This is a genomic window from Pedobacter westerhofensis, from assembly GCF_900182595.1.
GTDB lineage: Bacteria > Bacteroidota > Bacteroidia > Sphingobacteriales > Sphingobacteriaceae > Pedobacter > Pedobacter westerhofensis.
Genome location: NZ_FXTN01000026.1, coordinates 1 through 22432 on the forward strand (window position 1 = coordinate 1; position 22432 = coordinate 22432).

The following is a 22432-nucleotide window of genomic DNA, read 5'->3' on the forward strand; positions in this document are numbered from 1 at the left end:
AAGCCCACCAGAGCCGATGGTACTGCGGTAACACGTGGGAGAGTAGGTCGGTGCCAAATCTTAAAGAAAGCCTTTCAGGAAACTGAGAGGCTTTTTTTGTTTACGGGGTTTTTACGGGTTTATCGTAAAAATTAGAATATTTATAATTTAGATCTACGTCATTTATATTTATTTAATATCTTGCTGTGCATTTACTATTCCAAATATTTATCCTGATACCGTAATGGCAAGTTTCCTAAGATCCAATTTTCTTTACACAGTCCTCTATGCAGCTTTTATCCTCTGCTCATTTTATCCCTTATCTTCAACATCCCAGGTTCGCAAAGAATATTTGCTTGACAATAACTGGAAGTTTATCAAGGGAGAGGTGAAAAACGGAGAAGCTCCTGGCTTTAATGATAAAGGATGGGAGACCGTTAGTGTGCCGCACGACTGGGCAATAAAAGGACCCTTTAATGGTAATAATGATATACAAAACGTACAGATTGTTCAGAACGGGGAAGCTGGTAAGAGTTTAAAATCGGGCCGTACAGGTGGATTGCCCTTTGTTGGAGTTGGCTGGTACAGAAAGCAATTAAGTGCTTCATACTTTAAACCAGGGCAGCATGCAGTGCTGTTGTTTGACGGTGCGATGAGTTATCCTAAGGTATTTGTGAATGGCAAAGAAGCGGGACACTGGGCATATGGCTATAATTCATTTTCAATTGATATCACGTCATTTATAAAGCCCGGTGATTTGAATACACTGGCAGTGCGCCTGGAAAATTTACCCGAAGCATCAAGATGGTACCCCGGTGCCGGCTTATACAGGAATGTATATTTGATAGTTACTGATGATATTCACATTCCGGTCTGGGGAACGTATATTACAACACCTGTGATCAATTCTGCATTTGCGAAAGTGCTCATTAAGACAAAAATAGATGGCTCAGGTACAGCTTCTTCTCCATTGCGCCTGTCAACAGAGATCAGAGATGCAACAGGCAAAACGCTGAGTTCGGTAAATTCTGTACTTACCGCTACCGACGGTAATCAGTTTGAACAGCAGCTGGTTGTAAATACTCCCGTATTATGGTCGCCTGAAACACCTGTTCTATACACTGCTGTCTCTAAATTATATGAGGGTGATCAGCTAAAAGATGAATACAAAACCAGCTTTGGTATCCGTACAATCAAATTTGAATCAGGTAAAGGATTCTCCCTGAATGGAACATACAGGAAATTTAAAGGTGTGTGCAATCATCACGACCTGGGCCCTTTGGGTGCAGCAATAAACACAGCAGCATTAAAACGTCAGCTTACCTTGTTAAAAGATATGGGTTGTGATGCAATCAGAACTTCGCACAATATGCCTGCACCAGAGCTGGTGAAGCTATGTGATGAGATGGGCTTTATGCTGATGGTTGAATCTTTTGATGAATGGAAGTCGCCAAAGGTGAAAAATGGGTATAGCCACCTGTTTGACGAATGGGCGGAGAAAGACATTGTGAACATGGTACACCGCGACAGGAACAACCCTTCAGTAATCATGTGGAGTATCGGAAACGAGGTTCCGGACCAGGGGGCTGTGAATGGCAATAAGCTGGTTACCTTTTTACAGGATATTTGTCACAGGGAAGACCCTACCCGGCCCGTAACCATGGGAATGGACAGGATTGATAATGCGCTGAATAATAACTTTGCTTCGGCGGTTGATATTCCTGGATTTAACTACAAACCGGCGCGCTACGAAGAGGCGAATACACGGTTGCCGCAAGGATTTATACTGGGCACAGAAACGGCATCCACCGTTAGTTCAAGAGGGGTGTATAAATTTCCGGTTCAGTTCTTAAAGAATAAGGTTTATGATGATAACCAAAGTTCTTCGTACGACTTTGAATCCTGTACCTGGTCTCAGATACCGGATGATGAATTTGTGAAGCAGGATGACATGCAATATGTACTGGGCGAGTTTGTGTGGACAGGGTTTGACTACCTTGGCGAACCTACGCCATATGATGAAAAATGGCCTTCACACAGTTCTTATTTTGGGATACTGGATTTGGCCGGAATGCCAAAAGACCGGTATTATTTGTACCGCAGCAGATGGAATACCGAAAAACAAACGCTGCATATTTTACCACACTGGACATTCCCGGGGCGGGAAGGGCTGGTTACGCCGGTTTTTGTTTATACCAGTTATCCTTCTGCCGAGCTTTTTGTAAATGGCAAGAGTATGGGCAGACAAACAAAGAGCAATACCTCGAGCACCACGCGGTACAGGCTGATGTGGAATGAAGTAAAATACGAACCTGGTAGCTTAAAGGTTGTAGCCTATGATCAGTCAGGAAAAGCCGTAGCTGAAGAATTTGTGCATACTGCGGGTAAGCCGGACCATTTGGTTTTAGAGGCCGACAAAAACAATCTGGCAGCAGATGGCAAAGACCTGAGCTATGTGACAGTTAAGGTAGTAGATAAGGAAGGTAACCTATGTCCTGATGCGTCCAATGAACTCATGTTTAAAGTTGCAGGTGCCGGTAAATTTAAGGTGACAGCCAATGGCGATGCTTCAAGCCTGGAACTCTTTCATCTCCCTCACATGAAAGCATTTAAAGGAATGCTGGTAGCTACCGTTCAATCTGGTAGTGCCCCCGGGAAAATCACATTAAATGTAAGTTCGAAGGGATTAAAGACAGGCATACTGATATTGGATGTGGAATAGACGGGGCAGCGGGTTTATTCAATAGTAACCTGCTGTATAAACTCAGTAATCGTACCATTGCGGTAGTTTCGTTTATTGATCCATTTCATGAATTTATCCATGCGGGCGATCATCTGCCGGCCTGAGTTTTTACTCACATAACCCGGAAACCCAAAACGTTCCCTGTTACGCAGATCGGTAAATTCCCAGGGATGAAAATAGATGTTGAGATACCCATCCTTTTCATAGGTTTTTCTGGCAAGGTGGATATAAAACCATAAGGGTAGATTATGGAAGGATAACCAGAACAGCGGAAAGCGCGTAAGCGGGCTTACAGAAGCAGGTAGCTGAATGACTCCGCTCTGCATAAACCAGGTGCGGGAAATGTGACGGTTATTGTACCTGCCGGGAAGCCAGGTAGGATTAATGGAACTATTGTAGATATATCCGGCTTCCTTAATTTCTTTTTCATCAACAGGCATCATCCTCGCCATCCGGTAACCGCTTACCTGTTGGCCTGAGATTTCTTCTAATGCCAGTCTTGAGCTTAATAAATGTTCATTTTTGAATTCTGAATGGTAGTAACCATGAGAAGCAAGTTCATGGCCTTCTGCTACGATCCTGCGTATTACCGCAGCTGCATTTTTTGCAAAGGTCACCGTGCAAAAGAATGTTGCCTTCAGGTTGTTCTTTTTTAAAAGGTCCAGTATGGTTAAGGTCCCCTCAGTGGAAATCCTGATCTGCTCTTCAAATGATATCACCCTATCATATTCAAACGGCATATCAAACTCTTCAATATCGAAACTAAGCAATACCATGGGCTAGTGGGGTAAGTTTGTAGAAGCTATAATATAATTGGGGCGGTTTTTTGTTTGCATAAACATTTTGCCGACGTAGATTCCGATAATGCCCAGTATAATCAATTGTAAGCCACCAAAAAATACAATGGTCATAATAATTGATGCCCAGCCTTCAACCTGGATCCCTTCATAGAAAGCAAACAATACATAAGGAACATACAGTACGGAGATACAGGAAAAAACGAAACCCAGATAAACAGCAGTATACAGCGGCCTGATGCTAAAGGAGGTTACCCCCTGCAGGGCCAGCCTCACCATTTTTGTGAAATTATATTTACTCGCGCCGGCATAACGGTGACTGGGGATATAGTCAATTGCAAACTGGCGGTATCCCATCCATTTGACTAATCCCCTGATAAAAGGTTCATTTTCATGAAATTCCTTAAAAACGTCAATCACCCTTTTATCCATGAGCCTGAAATCGGCTGTGCCTGCTTCAATCTCAATGCTGGATAAGATGTTCAGCGTTTTATAAAATATTGCCGAGGTTTTTCTTTTTTTGTATGGTAAGGTCTTGTCTTCGGTGCGCCTGGTATAAACAACATCGTAGCCTTCTTCCCATTTGCTGAGCATCTCCAGGATTAACTCCGGAGGATGCTGAAGATCGGCATCCAATGAAATGACGCAATCGCCATTTGCCTTGTCAAGTCCGGCCTTAAGCGCAAGCTGGTGGCCAAAATTCCGTGAAAACTCAATATAAAAGAGATTCGCTTTAGCCCTTGCCATGGTTTTAAGTATATCCAGGGTTTTATCTCTGCTGCCATCGTCTACAAGTATAAACTCTACTTCGTAAGCAGTACTGCTGAATACGGTTTCAAGCCTGTCAATAATTACCAGAAGGTTATCTGCCTCATTGAAGGCGGGAATAACTACGGAAACACGTTTTATCATTCTTCAGGGGAGGGTGTTAGAATAAAATCTTCGAAGATCATCTGGTAACTGATATACAGCCAGATCAGGACACATGGCAATGCTTTCAGCGAGTATCGCATAATGTATTCCTGCCTGATATATCTTGGATAGAAATCAGTTGGAGCGAGGGTGGTTAACAAAATTGCAAATATAAAAAGTGCCAGCACGATTGGTTTTACCGGTCTGGGTTGTACAATAAACCAGACCGCAACGCCGGCAAAGGCGATGATGTAAGTTGGGGATTCGGAGGAATTGCTGAAAATGACCGTGAAAATCAGGGTGGAGGCCAGGTACATTAACCTGAAAACAGGCGACTGGTATTGCCTGATTCTCAGATAGGGCAGGCAGAAGATCAGGGCTCCTGAAATCAGGAAAGGTAAGTTGGGAATATAGGGATTTTGCAGTATCCTTCTGACAATGCCCATCAGGGAGATATCCTGCCAGGAAATCAGTGTAGCATTTTCAATTTGTTTGGCGCTTAGCGAGATGTACCATTCGTGGTATTGCTGTAAGATATATCCGGGGGTAAAGAATATCATGGGTAATACCATGAATATAACCGCCCAGAACAGGCACCAGGCAATGAAACGCGGCTTTTCTTTGGCGAAAAAGAAGAATGCAAATCCTACTATCCCATAGAGCTTGATAAATGTGCCCAGCATGATCATGAATGCCGCCCAAAAATTCTGTCTTTTGTTGATGAGCGAATAGCTTAAAATGATCATACCGGTAACTGCGGGATTACTCTGACAGGCAAACAGCGCGGTAAGCAATTCATGGGCTACAATCCAGTATACCGCATTTATTTTTTTGATTTCCAGCGGAAGCGACCGTATGGCGAAGAATAAAAAAAGAGAATTGAGTATCTCCCAGAAGAGCATGCCGATATATTCCGGCATGACTGCAAACGGTGCAATGATCAGGGAGAACAAAGGGCCGTAATGGTTCTTGTCTCCATATTCAAGGGGATAGGTACTGAAAAGATTCAGGTGGTCCTGCGCATGAAAAAAAGTATAAATGAATATCAGGTAATTGTTGTGATGTGTACCTGTATGATATTGTCTGCAGGTAGTAATTATTGGCAACAAAACAAATACTGCAAGAATAAATGTCTGGTTGTTAAAAATCTTGCCAAGACTTGAATAAGCAGTGGTATCTTTAAAGTGTGATGCTCGCATTAAAATATCTGGTCGTTATTTCGCAACCAAATTACGGCAAATATTTGATCATCTTTATGTCTTTGTAAAAAATCTGTTGCAGATACTTACTTCTCTGCAATCGTTACACTTACCCCTTTTTCTTCCAGCATATTCACCAGTTCCGGGGATATCCCGCTGTCGGTAATGATATGCTGTATCTGGTCTATCTGACAAATCTTGCCCAAACCTCTTTTGCCAAATTTTGAACTGTCTGCGAGGACTACAGTAACCTGTGCAGCATCCATCATTTTTTGATTTAAACGGGCTTCCATCAAACTTGTAGTGGTTAATCCAACTTCCAGGTCTATGCCATCCACGCCCAGAAAAAGAATGCCACAAGAGATGTCTGCGAGGATCTGCTCTGCATATGGGCCCATTACAGAAGATGAGTTCTGTCTGATCTGGCCACCCAACTGTAAGACTTCTACATTAAGGTGATGAGAAAGTTCAAGTGCTACGTTCAGTGCCGAAGTAATTACGGTGAGGCGTACTTCCGGATGTATAGCCCTCGCAAGAGCAAGCATGCTGGTACCCGAGCCGATGATGATCGAATCATTGTTGCCGATCATCGTGGCCGCAGTTTTTGCGATAATCTGTTTTTCCTCCGCATTCAGCCGCTCTTTTACCGCTACAGGTTTATCATTTGTATATGGATTTACTTTTGATGCACCACCATGGGTACGAAAAAGCAGGTTTTTATCTTCAAGAAGTTTGAGGTCTTTACGTATCGTTACTTCAGAAACTTTCATCTGTGTGCTGAGCTCCTGTACATTGACGTGTTCATTCTCCCCAAGTATTTTTAAGATAATACGATGTCTTTCGGTTATACTTTTCATGCTGCTGGCGGATAATTATATCTGGCTATTGCTTCAAAAATAGCAATAAAGTGGTAAGAGTTGTGTTAAACCATACAACTTATATTGCTAAATTGATAATTATAGTTTCGTTTTGTTTCGATAATTGATTTCGGATCGTAAGCTTTAAAATCCAAATATGTGGATTATAACCCAATTTAACACATAATTTGTAATTATTTTGTTTTGTATTATTTTTATTTGTTTTGAATTGTTTTGTTTTGTAACTTCGGTTAGTGAAACGGAAGCTGAATATCTAAATTTTACGAAAATGATAAGTAACGAAAGAAATAAAATAATTGAAGGTTTATCTGATCCTGACAAAGTTTGGGATGTGATTATTGTGGGTGGTGGTGCCACAGGTTTAGGAACAGCATTGGATGCAGCATCACGCGGATATAAGACTTTGTTACTTGAACAAATTGATTTTGCAAAAGGAACATCCAGCCGGAGTACCAAACTCGCACATGGCGGGGTAAGGTATCTGGCACAGGGTGATATCGGTTTGGTGATTGAAGCCCTGCACGAACGTGGGTTAATGCTGAAAAATGCTGCCCACCTGGTGAAAAATGAATCGTTTATCATTCCTAACTATGAATGGTGGGGAGGTATATTCTATACCATTGGGCTAACATTATATGATCTGCTCGCCGGAAAATTAGGCTTTGGTAGGGCAAAGCATATCTCTAAAAAAGAGGTGGCCCGCAGATTGCCTACGATCCAGCAGAAAGGACTCTATGGCGGAGTGGTTTATCACGACGGACAGTTTGATGATTCAAGACTTGCGATAAATATCGCACAAACTTCTTTGGAGCAGGGAGCAACCGTGCTGAACTATTTTAAAGTAACCAACCTGATTAAAGATGATCAGGGACGTGTTGCCGGAGTTGTCACTACTGATTCTGAAACAGGAAACACTTACACTATAAAAAGTAAAACGGTTGTTAATGCTACCGGTGTATTTGGTGATGCGATTCTGCAGATGGATAAACCAGGAAACAAAGCACAGTTAAGGCCAAGCCAGGGTATCCACTTGGTGGTGGATATGTCATTTATGCCTGCAGAAGATGCACTGATGATCCCTAAAACCTCTGACGGACGTGTGCTCTTTGCTGTACCATGGCATGATAAACTGGTGATCGGTACTACTGATACACCTTTAACCCAGCATAGCCTGGAGCCTGTTGCACTTGAGGAAGAGATTGAATTTATTATGCGTACCGCAGATCAGTATCTGATCAAAGCACCGGCCCGTAATGATGTGCTGAGCATGTTTGCCGGTCTGCGTCCCCTGGCTGCCCCGCAGGGCGGATCTGAAAAAACCAAAGAGATATCAAGGAGCCACAAGATTTTTGTTTCAGATTCCGGCCTGATCACGATCACCGGAGGGAAATGGACTACTTACCGTAAAATGGCAGAGGATACTGTTAACAAAGTGATCGAAGTTGGTAAACTGGTAAAAAAACCAGTGAAAACCAAAGATCTTCCTATACATGGCAGCACGCCAAATGTAGACCGTAACAATCACTTGTACGTTTATGGTACCGACCGTGATGCGCTGCTTGCTTTAGTTAACGAGAATCAAGCCTGGGCCGAAAAACTGGATCCAAGAGCCGAATATATCGCTGCCGAAGTAGTTTGGGCAGTAAGGCATGAAATGGCAAGAACGCTGGAAGACGTACTGGCAAGACGTGTAAGGATCTTGTTCCTGGATGCACGTATGGCTATTGACGTAGCTCCTAAAGTAGCTGCGTTAATCGCTGCTGAACTTAAGAAAGATGCCGCCTGGGAAAAAAGTCAGGTGGATACATTTATCGCACTGGCCAAATCGTACCTGCTGGTACCTTATCCGCTGCCAGCTTAACCCATTAAAATTTAAACAATTTAATTTTTTCAACCAAGTATATATAACATCATGGAAGATTTCATTTTAGCCTTGGATCAAGGTACTACCAGCTCTCGCGCTATTGTTTTTGATCATAAAGGCCAGGTTAGGTCTGTAGCGCAACGTGAATTCAAACAAATATTTCCGCACTCAGGATGGGTAGAGCATGATCCGAACGAGATCTGGTCTACACAGGCGAGTGTTGCCGCTGAGGCAACAGTGAAACTGGGCATCAACGGGACTAATATCAAAGCGATAGGTATCACCAACCAGCGTGAAACCACCATTGTGTGGGACAGGGAAACAGGTGAGCCTGTTTATAATGCTATCGTTTGGCAGGACCGACGTACGGCTGAATTTTGTGACCAGCTGAAGGAAGAAGGCCACGAAGATACCATCCGTAAAAAAACTGGTTTAGTGATCGATTCTTATTTTTCGGGTACTAAAATCAGGTGGATACTGGACAATGTTGAAGGTGCCCGTGAAAGGGCAGAAAAAGGCGAACTGGCCTTTGGTACTGTAGATAGCTGGCTGGTATGGAAATTTACCCGCGGGCATGTACATGTTACAGACATTACCAATGCCAGCCGTACCATGCTGTTCAATATCATTACACAAGAATGGGACGACGAACTGCTTTCGATCCTGGATATTCCTAAAAGTATGCTTCCGGAGGTTAAACAATCCAGCGAAATCTACGGAGAAACTGCTACAACGATTTTTGCATCGAAAATTCCGATTGCAGGGATTGCAGGTGATCAGTCGGCCGCTCTTTTTGGCCAGATGTGCATCGATAAAGCCATGGTGAAAAACACGTATGGTACAGGCTGTTTTATGCTGATGAATATTGGCGATGAGTTTATTGAATCGAAAAACAACCTGCTGACTACTGTGGGATGGAAGATCAACGGTAAAATCCAATATGCTTTTGAGGGAAGTATCTTTATCGCAGGTGCCGTAGTACAATGGCTGCGCGATGGCCTGGGAATCATCAAAACTTCTGCTGACGTGGAACGACTGGCCTTAAGCGTAGATGATACTGACGGAGTGTATTTTGTTCCTGCATTTGCCGGACTTGGTGCGCCGTACTGGAAACCGGATGTGAGGGGTACGATCATCGGATTGAGCCGAGGTACCACTGCAGGCCATATCGCGCGCGCGGCTCTTGAATCTATTGGTTACCAGACGATGGATGTGCTGAAAGCGATGGAAGCAGATTCCGGTATGGAAATAAAAGAACTGAGGGTTGATGGTGGTGCTACTGCCAATAATTTGCTGATGCAGTTTCAGTCAGATTTGCTGAATGTGAAAGTAATCAGGCCAACGGTACCTGAAACAACAGCTCTGGGCGCGGCTTATCTTGCCGGACTTGCTGTAGGTTTCTGGAAAGATATTGCTGAAATACAGCAATTGTGGAAAGCTGAGAAAGAGTTTGAACCAGCAGGTGACCAGGCAGCGATTAAGGAACATGTTAAAGGCTGGAAACAGGCAATTCATGCAGCCCAATCTACTGTAGACAAGCCTGCCAAATCTCAATTAGTTTAGTATTTCACTTAAAACATATTTATTATGTCACCTTTCATAGCAGAACTGCTCGGTACCATGTTTATGATACTGTTAGGCGATGGCGTAGTAGCCAACGTCGTTTTAAATGATACTAAAGGAAATAACAGCGGCTGGATGGTTATTACCACAGCATGGGGATTAGCGGTGTTTGTAGGGGTAACTATTGCAGGTCCTTACAGCGGGGCGCATTTCAATCCCGCAATTACAATCGGACTGGCCATTGCCGGTAAATTTCCCTGGTCCAGCGTGCTTCCCTATATCTGTGCCCAGTTTATTGGTGCTTTTATTGGTGCCTTCCTGGTATGGGTTATGTATTATGATCACTTTAAAAAGACCAATAATCCGGCCTCGATTCTGGCAGTGTTCTCTACAGGCCCTGCTGTACGTAACTATATCTCTAATATTGCAAGTGAGGTTATCGGTGCTTTTGTGCTGTTGTTCACTATTTTTTACATTACCGGAGCAGAAATTACACCGAGTAAAACTCCTGTAGGCTTAGGCTCTCTTGGTGCGGTACCCGTTGCCTTATTGGTTTGGGTAATCGGCCTGTCACTTGGTGGTACTACGGGGTATGCGATTAATCCGGTCCGCGATCTTGGACCGCGGATCATGCATGCGATCCTGCCGATAAAAGGCAAGGGTACGAGCGACTGGGCATATGCCTGGATCCCGGTATTAGGACCAATTGTAGGTACGGCTATAGCGGCATTCCTGTACATGAATTTACATGCTTAACTGTTCATATTAAACAGATCATAGGCAACAGGCTTGTGATCTGTTAATTGATTACTTAACCAATATATACTGATGAAACAATATGTTAGAGGCAGCCTGCTGGCTGTCATAGGGCTGTGCCTTGCCTTCAATGGAAGGGCACAGGAGAAAGCAACAGATAAAACAGACTCGGTTGAAGTAAAAAAAGTCGTTCCCTTTGCCGTTCATCTGCAGGTGCGGAATATGTACACCTGGCGTGGTTTCAGGGTATCCGATGCGCCGATCACGGATGTGGAGATGCACTACGACTTAACAAAAGATAAAAGCCTGCAGGCCGGATTTTGGGGCGGTGCCAGCTTTAACGGTGATTACAAGGAGTTTGACTATTATATCAGTTATACTAAACCTACCTATAGTTTCTCCATCTGGGATGTAAATAACTTTAGTGATTTTCCCAATGCCAGGCTGTTTAACTATAATCCAAGAAGCACATCACATTTTGTGGATGTAAGGGCAGGATATAAGTTTGGCGATGCTTTTCCGTTAACGGTGAACTGGGCAACAATTATTTTGGGACGCGATACGCACCCTACGGCTGATGGAGGGGTCAAAAACAGTTATTCCCACTATTCTGAACTGGATTACAGACTTTGGAAAGACGGAACTACAGAATTTCACGTTTTTGTAGGTGGGGGCTTTGCTTTTGGCAGACAGGCAAATTTTTACGGAGATAAACCAAATGTTGTAAATACAGGGGTAACTATTAATAAAGACCTGGTTCTGTTTAAGTATCATATGCCAATTGCGGCAACAGCGATGTTTAATCCTGAAAAAAATTACGGGGCACTGCAACTCATTGTGAATGTGTTTTAAAGAGCGTTTCTTTGGTTAGAATGGGGCAGTAGGAAAGATAAGATCGCCTGCTGCTTTTTTTTTGAATTAAATGTTGATCGTAATCCCGTTAATATTAGATTTGTGAGCATAAGAACTTCTCCCAAATTAAAATGGTTAAACAACTTTGCTTCGCACTGCTGATTTTAAGCACAAAGATTTCGTCTGCCCAATCCCCGGCATATGCTGTTAAGCCCGAAACCGAATATTTAAAAGATCCGATAGGATTAGACAATGCGCATCCGCGTTTTACCTGGCAGACCAACGACCGGCGGCAGGGAGCAAGACAAACCGCGTACCGTATTGTGGTAGACACAGACTCTCTCCGTTTAAATAAAACCGGCGGCCAGCTTTGGAATACGGGATGGATTAAATCAGACCGCAGCTTAGTGGTATACGGCGGGCAGGAGCTTAAACCTTTTAGTAAATATTACTGGAAAGTTGATGTGGCCGATCAGAACGGAAAGCAATCTGTAAAAACACGGATCTCCAGTTTTGAAACGGGTATGATGCAGGGAGGCAACTGGAAAGGCACCTGGATATCCGACAATGAAAATAAACAACTGAAACCTGCACCTTACTTCCGTAAGGTCATAGAAACCAGGAAAAAGATAAAATCAGCAAGGGCGTATATCGCTGCTGCAGGGTTATATGAATTATCCATCAATGGCGCTAAAATTGGCAACCACCGTATGGACCCGATGTATACGCGTTTCGACAGGCGTACGCTCTATGTCACCTATGATGTAACCCAATCACTGGTTACCGGTAAAAACGCAATAGGGGTTTTACTTGGAAATGGCTGGTACAATCACCAGTCTACTGCAGTGTGGGATTTTGATAAGGCCCCATGGCGCAACAGGCCGGCGTTTTGCCTGGACATCAGGATTACTTATGAAGACGGATCAGTGGAAACCGTGACTTCCGGAAAAGACTGGAAGACTGCCTTAAGCCCGATTATATTTAACAGTATTTATACTGCTGAACATTATGATGCACGACTGGAAAAAGCGGGTTGGAATACGGTGAACTTTGATGATGCTGCCTGGAAAGATGTAATTAACCGGTCGGCTCCCTCGGCAAATATCGTTGCGCAGGCACTGCATCCGATCCGTAATGTAGAAGAAATTGCGGTAAAAAGCCTGAAGAAATTTAATGATACTACTTACATTTTCGACCTCGGCAGGAATATCTCCGGCGTTTCAAAAATCACTGTAAAAGGTCCTGCAGGAACTGTGCTGAGGTTAAAACATACAGAGCGCCTTTATCCTGACGGCCGTGCAGATTTGTCTAATATCGACGTGCATTACCGCCCGACAGATAATCAGGACCCTTTTCAGGTCGATATTTTAACGCTAAGCGGAAAAGGTGAAGAAACATTTATGCCACATTTTAACTATAAAGGTTTTCAGTATGTGGAGGTGACCAGCAGTGTTCCCGTAGAACTGAGCAAGAAAAGCTTGGTAGGTTATTTTATGCACAGCGATGTCCCGGTGGCGGGAAGTGTAAGTTCCTCTGAACCACTGATCAACCAGATCTGGTCTGCAACAAATAATTCTTACCTGTCAAATCTTTTTGGATATCCTACCGACTGCCCTCAGCGCGAGAAAAACGGCTGGACTGGTGATGCGCAAATTGCTATCGAAACCGGCTTATATAATTTTGATGGTATTACCGTTTATGAAAAATGGCTGGCCGACCACCGCGACGAGCAGCAGCCAAATGGAGTACTTCCCTCGATCATTCCAACGGATGGCTGGGGTTATGAGTGGGGCAACGGGCCCGACTGGACCAGTACAATTGCGATCATTCCATGGAATATCTATCTGTTCTACGGAGATCAGAAATTATTGGCGGATTGTTATCAGAATATCAGAAAGTATGTTAATCATATTGATGAAAGTTATCCTACCGGGCTCACCAGCTGGGGACTGGGCGACTGGGTTCCTGTGAAATCAAAGGCACCTGTAGAGCTTACTTCTACGTGTTATTATTATGCTGATGCTGTTATCCTGGCCAAAACAGCAAAGATCCTGGGTAAAACGGCAGATTATGAAAAGTATACGCTGCTGGCTGCCAAAATAAAAAATGCGTTTAATGCCAAATACCTCAATAAAGAAACTGGTATTTATGGTGCTGGCGTACAGACAGAACTAAGTGTCCCGCTTTACTGGAATATTGTCCCGGAAGAATATAAGGCTAAAGTTGCCCAAAACCTGGCTAAACGTGTGGAAGCTGATGGCTTTCACCTGGATGTGGGTTTGCTGGGCACCAAAGCTATCCTGAACGCCCTGAGCGAAAACGGGTATGCAGATATTGCTTACCGCGTAGCCGCACAGAAAACCTATCCGAGTTGGGGATGGTGGATGGAAAACGGTGCTACAACATTGTATGAGAACTGGCCGATTGACGCCAAGTCTGATATATCGATGAATCATATCATGTTTGGGGAAATTGGCGCCTGGTTATACAAGGGCATTGCAGGTATCAGGCCTGACCCGGCCAATCCCGGATTTAAAAACGTAATCCTGGAACCTCATTTTGTAAAAGGGCTGGATCATTTCGAAGCGAAGCATAACGGGCCGTATGGCAATGTTGTGTCGTCATGGACGAGAAAAGGACAGGGCATCTCTTATCAGGTGGAAATCCCGGCGAATGCTACAGCTACAGTGATCCTGCCTGCACAACAGGAAATGAAGGTTTACCTGGACGGCAAGCTCATCCCGGGAGGCACAAAACATCTGGATGCAGGCGCTTATAATTTTGAATGGAAATAATTTATTCCTTATTCCTATTGGAAAACCGAATGTTTTAACTAATATACGAAATGATAGTTCGAACTTCTGTTTGAGGCCTTATAAAACAAATAAAGCCCATCGCAAGATGGGCTTTTTAGTAGCGGGGAGCAGGATCGAACTGCCGACCTCAGGGTTATGAATCCTGCGCTCTAACCATCTGATCCCCTGTAAACAAGGAGGTTACGTGTGATATTAAACAGATGCGCCACTTAATGCGCCAAAGACATGTTTACAGATCCCAAAATTGTCACAACAAATGACATCAAAATTAGAAGCTACATTTCCTATTATTATGAGGGGAAAAGGTTTCGAGAGTACAATGCTAAAAAGCTTAATGCGGATATAAATCCCAATTTTACAGTGTCGCTTCCTGATCGCAATAGACTTTTGAATAAATTGCAGTATGAATTTAAGAAAGCTCTAGAACTGGGTTGGTCACCATTAACCCCAAATAATGAAAAAAATAAGCTGTTGCTAGATGCAATGAACGAAGTACTAAGCGATAAACTTGATTCACCATATAGTGAAACTTATAAACGTGATTTATCAAAGTTGCATGAGCAGTTCATATCGTTTTTACCGAAGTCAGTATTGAACCAATATGTCTCTAACCTCGATCTAAAATTTGTCGAGCTTTTCTTAAACCAGTTTAAATCATCAAATCGACACTATATGAATAAAAGAAGGACTTTATCGGTATTCTTTTCTGAGATGGTTAGAAGGGGGTACTCCGGAAAGAACCTTATTCTTTCAACTACTACACAAAAACCAAAGTCTGTGCTACATGATGTTTATTCCTCTGAGGATTTGAAAGCAGTACTTCAATTTTTAGAAGGTCAATATCCCAACCTCTATCTATGTTGCTTGATAACCTATGGATGTTTGTTACGGCCTCATCAGGAAATTAGGCTATTAAAGCGGGGAAATATCAGCAAAGATTTTACGAAAATTCAGCTCTCTGGTGATGAAAACAAAAGTGGGCGTGTTAGAACGGTTCACATCCCAGACTATCTGAAGCTGAAACTTGAAAAACAATTATCTGGAATTGATGATAAGGAAGCTAATATATTTACGTTAGAAAGTAATACTGCATTTAATTCAGATTATTTCAAGACACAGTGGTCAAGAGCTAAGATGCAAATGGCAAAGCTTGGAATAATCTCAAAGAATCAAACAATCTATTCATTCAGGCATACTGCTGCTGTCAATGTATATAGAAAATCCAAGGATCTGCATCTGTTACAGCAACTTTTACAGCATTCCAATATGATCGTAACCCTTAATTATTTGAGAGGCTTAGGAGAAGTTAATGATGAGCGTTTGAAAGAATTTTTGCCAGAACTTTAATTTCCATTTGTGCCAGTGTCCAAAAAATCATTAATATCTATTATCTAAGAGGCACTATTCAGATTTGGATATCGGTTTTTGATGAACATATTAGTATTTGCCCCTAATAAAGATAAATTTGAAAGCCTTAATTATATTAATCAGAATTCTAAAACAAATTGATGGATTTATGGAATTGTATATAAATCCACATCTATTAAATAAAATGATGATGAAAACGATCCAAATATTAATTATTTTACTTTACATCTCAAACAATTCTATTGCTCAAAATAGATCGCCATCGATATCAGAGCAGCTATTAAACTCGACGATCAGAATTGAATGCAATAGGGACACTATCATAGATGGTACAAAAAGAAATATCGTTTCTACCGGAACAGGTTTTTTCTTTAGCTTTTACATCAATGGCAAAGACAATACCTATATAGTGACTAATGCCCATGTGATAAACAATTCGAAGGTTGGTATTCTAAGATTTACTGAGTTATTAGATAGTCTACCCAATTATGGGCATATAGTTAATGTGCAAATTTCGAATTTTGAATCACTGTTTATCAAACACCCCACTCAGGATCTAGCAATAATTCCACTAGATTTAATTGTAAATAACGGTCTTGTGTTAGGCAAACCAGTATATTTTAGGTCGGGCAGTGAGAAGGTTCTATTCACTACACAGTACGATCAAAAAGTGGATTATATTGAGAATGCAATGATGATTGGTTATCCCAAGGGATTGTATGATTCTTACAATAATCTCCCGATTGTAAGAAGAGGTCTGACAGCAACCCCGGTACAGATCGATTTTCAAAATCAACCAAAATTCTTATTAGATATCCCTGTTTATCCAGGATCAAGCGGGTCACCAGTGTTTATTTATGATTTTTCGGGCTCTTACCCAAGTAAAGAAAATGGACGACTGATGTCGGGATCTAGACTCCTTTTGTTAGGTATAGCAACACAATCTTTTAATTATCCCTTTTCTGGAGAAATTATTAATGATTCAACTGGACATAAAGAGATTATGACCAAATTGCCTATTAATGTGGCAGTAGTGATAAAGGCTACTGAGCTTTTAGCTTTTATACCAATAATTAAGAGTAAAGTCAAAAAAGATATCCGCAGGCCAATTAGGTTTGCTAATTAATATAAGTCTTGAATTAAGGATCGGGCCTAATGCTACTTTTGGCCGATGTTTCACATGAGTTAGCCTGGGTGATTAACCCAAGCTAATTATTTTACATCAGACCTTCATCAGCAAAACTGTAAAAGTTCCCCCTCGTAACAATAAGGTGATCAAGTATCTTCAAATCCAGTAACAATGCACCAGCTTTCAATTTATTTGTTATTGCAATATCTTCACAACTTGGATCCAGTTCTCCACTCGGATGATTATGTGCCAAGATGATTCCGCTTGCACAACTTTTCAACGCTGCTGCAAATATAATTTTCGGATCTGCAACAGTCCCACTTAGTCCACCCTGTGAAATGTCAACTATTCCAAGAACCCTATTCCTCCTGTTCAACAGAAGGATTTTAAACTCTTCTAACAGCTCAATTTTCCCTATGCTCCATTGCTGTATCAGTATCTGATATGCATCGTTAGACTTGCTAATTTGAGGTCTCTCGCTTACTTTGTAGTTTGGTCTGTAACTGATTTCTACTTCTGCTACTTTGAATGTTTTATGTACCATATTTTATTTAATTATGGTACCCAACCAAGCTTTCAGCCTCAATCTAAGTCAAGAAGCAACGGAATAAATGGATGTGTGCAATGGCTACAGGAGCGTTTATGCCGGAATTTCTTGAAACGTGTTGAGGTGACAAGCTTAGCTTTGTGCAATAATTAAAATAGGCAATTCATAACCATGAATTTTGCAATTAACAAAGTAGTAGATATGTTTGTCAGATTTTCCATGCTTTTAATGCTAGATTAGCCATTACTTCTTGTCTTTCATTAATCTCTTTTATTCCCCAATCATCGCTAGATGCAATGGAACGTGTCAAACTAAAAGATGAAGTTAAATAAAATTCCTTTTTCTCAATAAAAGATGCATTTCCAATATCTGAATTTAATTTTGAACTCATTAGTGCTAAATTACCTAGCCGCTTTAGATAGGCTCGATGTATGTCAGGATCAATTTTCCATTCTGCACTAAGATTTTTAGGAAGTACATGTTCTAAGTTAACAGCCAGTGTATCTGAATTTGGGACCAGCTCAGGTTTGGTTTCACTATTGTTAGCCTTTTCAAGTGTAATTAAATAATAGCGGGCCAGATATTGTTTAGATACTGACGCTGTTTGAAATGCTTCCTTAAATTGAGTATCACTAGGGATTACATCTTTAAGTTTTAATTTAAGTTCTTTTGTATCTGGAATAATTCCCTCACTAACATCTTTAGCTCTTTCACTAAATTGATTTTCTAAAAAGCCACCGCCCAGACCACCGCCGATTAAAAAGCGAACACAAACATTTACTAAAAACATTAACGCCTTCTCACTCTCCTTCCTCTCAAACTTTCTCATTATGGAAAGTATAAGAGGCCGGATTTGAGTCATGCCAAACAAATTCAAAGTTTCCATGTGAACTTTTGATGCTGGAGAAAAGTCACTCCAATAAGCATTTGTAGTATCAATTAATGCTACATAGGTTCTAGCAGCCTCTTCTAAGTTATTTGAAAAGTCGATTGCACGCTGTTTAGACGTAATTCTCTCTTTGATTTTCTTGTATAAATCACGTTCTCTTGTCAATCCATAAACAGATGACCAATACTGTCGCAAGAAGGTAACAACAAGGGATTCATTTTCAGTGTTTTCTAATAACGAATACATTTTAGTCCAATTATCCTGGACTTCTGCAAGGCGATTATCGGCTTGGCCTAGTAAATAATTCTTAAGTAAATCAGATATTGCAAGTTCTAGCCCTCTATCATTTAAGGTTTCGAAGATTGTAAATGCATTTGCGTGGTTGGGAACTTTGACAACAATAATTTTTAAATGCTCGTCAATGAAGTCACATAGGTCAAGTAGACTAGTCGTAGGATTATTACTTGTTGTAACATAAGCCCTTATTTTACTTTTAGCTAAGTTATAAGCTTTTAATAATTTATCATGCGACGCTCTTGTTGGTTTTTCTCCATTTGAAGGCTGCATGATAATAGTGTTGTAGAAAAAACTATTATCGGAATGGTTCAAGTTCAAATTAGGTATCACCTCTTGAGTCCGTCTATCTCGATTTGAGAGATATTGATTTTGAATATGGTTGGCTCTTTCGCTATCTCCATTTGAGTTGAAATAATCTCGAATTGCTGCTAAAAGAATCGATATGGTGGCAAGTCTTTGTTGCCCATCAACAACTTCATCCGATTCTGTACCAGAGGAAATTACAAGGGAACCAATGAAATATTCATCATCATTATTTCTTATAGATGTAAACAGGTCATCATATAAATCTGTCACATGTATTTCTTCCCAAGCATAGGATCTTTGATAGATTGGAACTGACATTTTGTTGTCAGAAAGCGTGTGTCCAATACCGTCAAGTTCAATTGTTAGTTTGCTTATACCTTTAGTCATTGTATTTATCTAGTGTGAGAGTTATGTTGTATTGAGTCTACGTCAAACATATCAGTAAATAAGTATATTTCAAATATCATTGTGTTAAATGTACTAGCAGCAATATGACAATATCATCAAAGCCTAAACTGTAAATTATTCTATTGAAGGAGGAATTTGAAATTTTAGAGATAACGTAAATTTACCTGATTGCAACCAAAACCAGTTTTTTCATATGATCGGGTCATTCGCAGAAATTCTATAATAGTCCCCACAATAGTCATAAGTCTTTTCAGTTCTTTACAAAGACCTCCTAAACATAAATCAGGCTATGTTTTAAGGAGAGAAAAAATATGAGTGTTCCACCCTACGTAAATATGCTTTATAAATTGTTGCTTTTCGCTATCATCGAGATCCGTTTTATCCAAAAACATTTTAGCTAAATTGCGTTTGTGCCTTGCTCCTTTATGTGCACTTCGAGGCTTTACTTCCTCACCTTTTTGGAAAATCACCACCATAATTTTTCTTCTTAGTTGCTCACCAACAAGTTTCCACCAATGATTATCAGTATCTCCCAAGGACGAACCAAATATACAGATCACATTAGCTTCTCTAATTCTTGTTTCACAGGTCTTATCTACATTATGTCCCAGTGCCTCGTTCGAGCCCGGTTTTATTAATGCTTCAAGAACTTCCTCATTCATATGAAACTCCGAATTTCCCACTTGTGAAAGGTCATTGACTCCAAAAATTGTACGATCATTAGTATAACCGTGGATGTGCTGTATATTTTCAAGTCTTACTTTACCATTTTGGTGGCTGCCTATTAATATGTTCTGAAAAGTATCCTCAAGCATTCTTTCAATAACCCTAGTATAATTGAAAGTAATAATGTTAATTTTCCATGTACTTGCCCCGAAGCTATTTTTATATAAATTTAGTTTTACCTCATCGTCTTTGGTTAAGTATTGCTCAGGATTTGAAAGGTCCCCATAAAAAACATTTCGATCCAATTTATTAAGCTCTAGCATTTTTTCCTGTTCCGTTAAGTAATCACAGAAATTTTCTACTATGTCATCACGTACATTATCAAAGTCATCAGAATTTTTTAGAATAGGCGTGTATTTTCCAAAAGCAAGTTCGAGATCCGACCAATTTTTAATGTTTGTTGCAATTTCTTTTTTAAGACCTATGATTAAATTATTATTTGAAGGAACAGTTTTATAAAAATTATAGAAGTCCATATATTTGGTCTTCATACCGATATTTATATCAAATCCGTTACCCATTATGTATAAGATGTTCATTACTGTTTCAGTTGACTTTGTTTATAGCATGATAAATGTTCCTTAATATGCAATAAATCTTTGTACTTTTCGATAGTTAGACAAGATTGAATAGAACTAAGCATTGTGTTATTTTCGGATAGGTATAAATATCGTTTAAACTATTCAAGCCATAACCCATAAAATTCGAGAGGTATTATTTTGAGGAGCAATTCTAATTATCGTTCGTCCCTTAAGTCGTATCCAAAAAACTGGTTAAATCCTTGATTTATGGGGTAATTTAAAATTTTGGATATAATGGATTGGCTTGGAAAATTATCCCGAACTGTTATCATATTTAAAATGCCTTGCATCGAAAGATTCCCCTTTTAAGACAAAGGAATCGGCAATGCAAATTTGTTCTGTGCCCTGCCTAGTAAATGGATTGATCTTTGATATCAGCAAATCCACTAACCCATTTTCCCCATATATATAAGAATAAGTCAAGCGCCAGTAAAAATCAAGTAAATTCTAACCTCTACTTTTATGAGGGCTCGCCGCAGGCGGTTACCAAGTGTACATTTAAGCAGTAACTTAAGAAGAAGCAAAGGGTGAAGTACTATTATCCTATGGTGGTGAAGTGTAACGTAAGTTACGAAAAAAAGTTGACATTTAGTATAAATAACACGATTAAATTTATTGAAAATATCCAAAATGTTCCTTAGATCCTACATGGTTAATAATCACATCCCTCTGCAATGTCTAAATTAAGTAAATGAGTTTTAAGCAACGCTCTGCTATTTTTAGCTACATCTTTTTTTTGTTCAAACCAATGATAGCATTGGGAAGTGCCTGAAGTTCATAAAGAGTCCGAGTAAGTTCATTTTCATATGAGGCAGAGTTTTTATAGTCATTAAAGTTCAACACAAAGTCCTCCTCATAGTATAATAATCCAGATAAATTCTTATACCTCACAGTAAGGTTTATCATCGAATTTATATTAATTGAATTTTGCGTTCCAAGATTTTTTTTAATTATTTGACTTGAATTTAATGATGAGATATTTGAGGCGATTTTAGATAAGCTACCGCTGTCTAGTGTGTTCCATATAGAATCTGTTGAATATTTAATGGTTATATCCTTTGCTGCTTTTTGTCCAACATTATTAATTTCAAGTTGTACAATATTATATCTTGAATTCCAATCCAAATTAATTGTTACTTGGGGTCGTTTATTCTCCATTAAAACCATGAATGTGAAATATGATAATATTAGAGAAATAAGTGCAATAATTAAGGTCAAGGACTCCGGAATTAATGAAGAATCAACCATGAAACCCGCAAAAAACATATTTATTATCATATAAACGAGAATGGCTACCATTACAACTATGGTAACGATATGAAGCCACTTTAACAATTTATTATTTATCATGGATATATTTTTTTCTCCCCTAATATATGTTATTTCAGGTCAATGCTATGACTCTTTTCTGCTCACCGCCTGCGAATGGAGCTGTAGATCTTTGCAGAAGGAATGCAAAGCATGACTGCAAAGAATGTTCACACAAGGAATTGGCGAGACATTTGAAAATGGGAAGTGAAGAGGGTATTAAATGGCATGACAATTCTGAAGTCTACAGCGACCGCAGGTGAGCATATACCAAAGATAGCTGCTTCATTTAAAATCAGAAGTGCAACGGATTATTTTGAAGGAGAGAGAAGCTATCATGTAGCAATGTAGTTTATGGGAAGCATTAGGCATGACAGATATTTGTAGAACTGAATGAATCCAGGATAAACTTATCCTAGGAGACTGTAAATCAAACTGTGTCAACTCTTGATAATCAAGAGTAAGAATAAGTAAATTAGTATAAACTTATGGACACAATGAACAGTAAAAAACC

General features: G+C 40.3%; 16 protein-coding genes and 1 tRNA gene. 8 read left to right on the forward strand and 9 right to left on the reverse strand.

Annotated features, from left to right (window positions below; genetic code table 11):
* Nucleotides 1–223: 223 nt before the first annotated feature.
* Nucleotides 224–2701, forward strand: a complete 2478-nt coding sequence (gene galB / locus FN831_RS27220) for a beta-galactosidase GalB (RefSeq protein WP_142531369.1) — start codon at nt 224–226, stop codon at nt 2699–2701.
* Nucleotides 2702–2715: 14 nt separating this feature from the next.
* On the opposite strand, the gene FN831_RS27225 is transcribed toward galB, so the two are convergent.
* The 4 genes from FN831_RS27225 to FN831_RS27240 all read right to left on the reverse strand — a co-directional run bounded on the left by FN831_RS27225 (nt 2716) and on the right by FN831_RS27240 (nt 6487).
* Nucleotides 2716–3498 (reverse strand): polysaccharide deacetylase family protein, encoded by a 783-nt coding sequence (locus FN831_RS27225; RefSeq protein WP_142531370.1) that lies wholly within the window; start codon nt 3496–3498, stop codon nt 2716–2718.
* 3 nt (nt 3499–3501) lie between these two features.
* Entirely contained in the window at nt 3502–4431 is a 930-nt protein-coding gene (locus FN831_RS27230) for a glycosyltransferase family 2 protein (protein WP_185960631.1), read from the reverse strand.
* Complete coding sequence (locus tag FN831_RS27235; RefSeq protein WP_142531371.1) at nt 4428–5630, reverse strand: glycosyltransferase family 87 protein; 1203 nt, start codon at nt 5628–5630, stop codon at nt 4428–4430. The genes FN831_RS27230 and FN831_RS27235 overlap by 4 nt, the downstream gene beginning before the upstream one ends.
* A gap of 86 nt (nt 5631–5716) precedes the next feature.
* Nucleotides 5717–6487 carry a DeoR/GlpR family DNA-binding transcription regulator gene (locus tag FN831_RS27240; protein WP_142531372.1) on the reverse strand — a complete coding sequence of 257 codons (771 nt, stop codon included), beginning with the start codon at nt 6485–6487 and terminating at the stop codon, nt 5717–5719.
* 289 nt (nt 6488–6776) lie between these two features.
* On the opposite strand from FN831_RS27240, the gene FN831_RS27245 reads away from it, so the two are divergent.
* The 5 genes from FN831_RS27245 to FN831_RS27265 all read left to right on the forward strand — a co-directional run bounded on the left by FN831_RS27245 (nt 6777) and on the right by FN831_RS27265 (nt 14338).
* On the forward strand, nt 6777–8369 hold the full coding sequence (locus tag FN831_RS27245; RefSeq protein ID WP_142531373.1) for a glycerol-3-phosphate dehydrogenase/oxidase: 1593 nt from the start codon (nt 6777–6779) through the stop codon (nt 8367–8369).
* A 51-nt stretch (nt 8370–8420) separates the two neighbouring features.
* Nucleotides 8421–9935, forward strand: coding sequence for a glycerol kinase GlpK (glpK, locus tag FN831_RS27250; RefSeq protein ID WP_142531374.1), 1515 nt, complete (start codon nt 8421–8423; stop codon nt 9933–9935).
* 24 nt (nt 9936–9959) lie between these two features.
* Nucleotides 9960–10691: an MIP/aquaporin family protein gene (locus FN831_RS27255; RefSeq protein WP_142531375.1), complete on the forward strand. Its 732-nt coding sequence runs from the start codon at nt 9960–9962 to the stop codon at nt 10689–10691.
* Between the two features lie 72 nt (nt 10692–10763).
* Nucleotides 10764–11543: a hypothetical protein gene (locus FN831_RS27260; RefSeq protein ID WP_142531376.1), complete on the forward strand. Its 780-nt coding sequence runs from the start codon at nt 10764–10766 to the stop codon at nt 11541–11543.
* 131 nt (nt 11544–11674) lie between these two features.
* Nucleotides 11675–14338: an alpha-L-rhamnosidase gene (locus tag FN831_RS27265; protein ID WP_142531377.1), complete on the forward strand. Its 2664-nt coding sequence runs from the start codon at nt 11675–11677 to the stop codon at nt 14336–14338.
* A 122-nt stretch (nt 14339–14460) separates the two neighbouring features.
* Here FN831_RS27265 and FN831_RS27270 read toward each other — a convergent pair.
* A tRNA-Met gene (locus tag FN831_RS27270) sits at nt 14461–14525 on the reverse strand.
* A 59-nt stretch (nt 14526–14584) separates the two neighbouring features.
* Between FN831_RS27270 and FN831_RS27275 the strand changes: the two genes are divergently transcribed.
* Together FN831_RS27275 and FN831_RS27280 are read left to right on the forward strand one after the other, a co-directional pair.
* Nucleotides 14585–15706: a tyrosine-type recombinase/integrase gene (locus FN831_RS27275; protein ID WP_142531378.1), complete on the forward strand. Its 1122-nt coding sequence runs from the start codon at nt 14585–14587 to the stop codon at nt 15704–15706.
* Nucleotides 15707–15875: 169 nt separating this feature from the next.
* Entirely contained in the window at nt 15876–16853 is a 978-nt protein-coding gene (locus FN831_RS27280; RefSeq protein WP_185960632.1) for a S1 family peptidase, read from the forward strand.
* Between the two features lie 91 nt (nt 16854–16944).
* On the opposite strand, the gene FN831_RS27285 is transcribed toward FN831_RS27280, so the two are convergent.
* From FN831_RS27285 to FN831_RS27300, 4 genes are all read right to left on the reverse strand, one after another.
* Entirely contained in the window at nt 16945–17400 is a 456-nt protein-coding gene (locus FN831_RS27285) for a JAB domain-containing protein (RefSeq protein WP_142531380.1), read from the reverse strand.
* Between the two features lie 211 nt (nt 17401–17611).
* Nucleotides 17612–19282: a DUF262 domain-containing protein gene (locus FN831_RS27290; RefSeq protein ID WP_142531381.1), complete on the reverse strand. Its 1671-nt coding sequence runs from the start codon at nt 19280–19282 to the stop codon at nt 17612–17614.
* A gap of 308 nt (nt 19283–19590) precedes the next feature.
* Entirely contained in the window at nt 19591–20568 is a 978-nt protein-coding gene (locus FN831_RS27295) for an AbiH family protein (RefSeq protein ID WP_142531382.1), read from the reverse strand.
* Nucleotides 20569–21333: 765 nt separating this feature from the next.
* On the reverse strand, nt 21334–21960 hold the full coding sequence (locus tag FN831_RS27300) for a hypothetical protein (protein WP_142531383.1): 627 nt from the start codon (nt 21958–21960) through the stop codon (nt 21334–21336).
* Nucleotides 21961–22432: the final 472 nt, after the last annotated feature.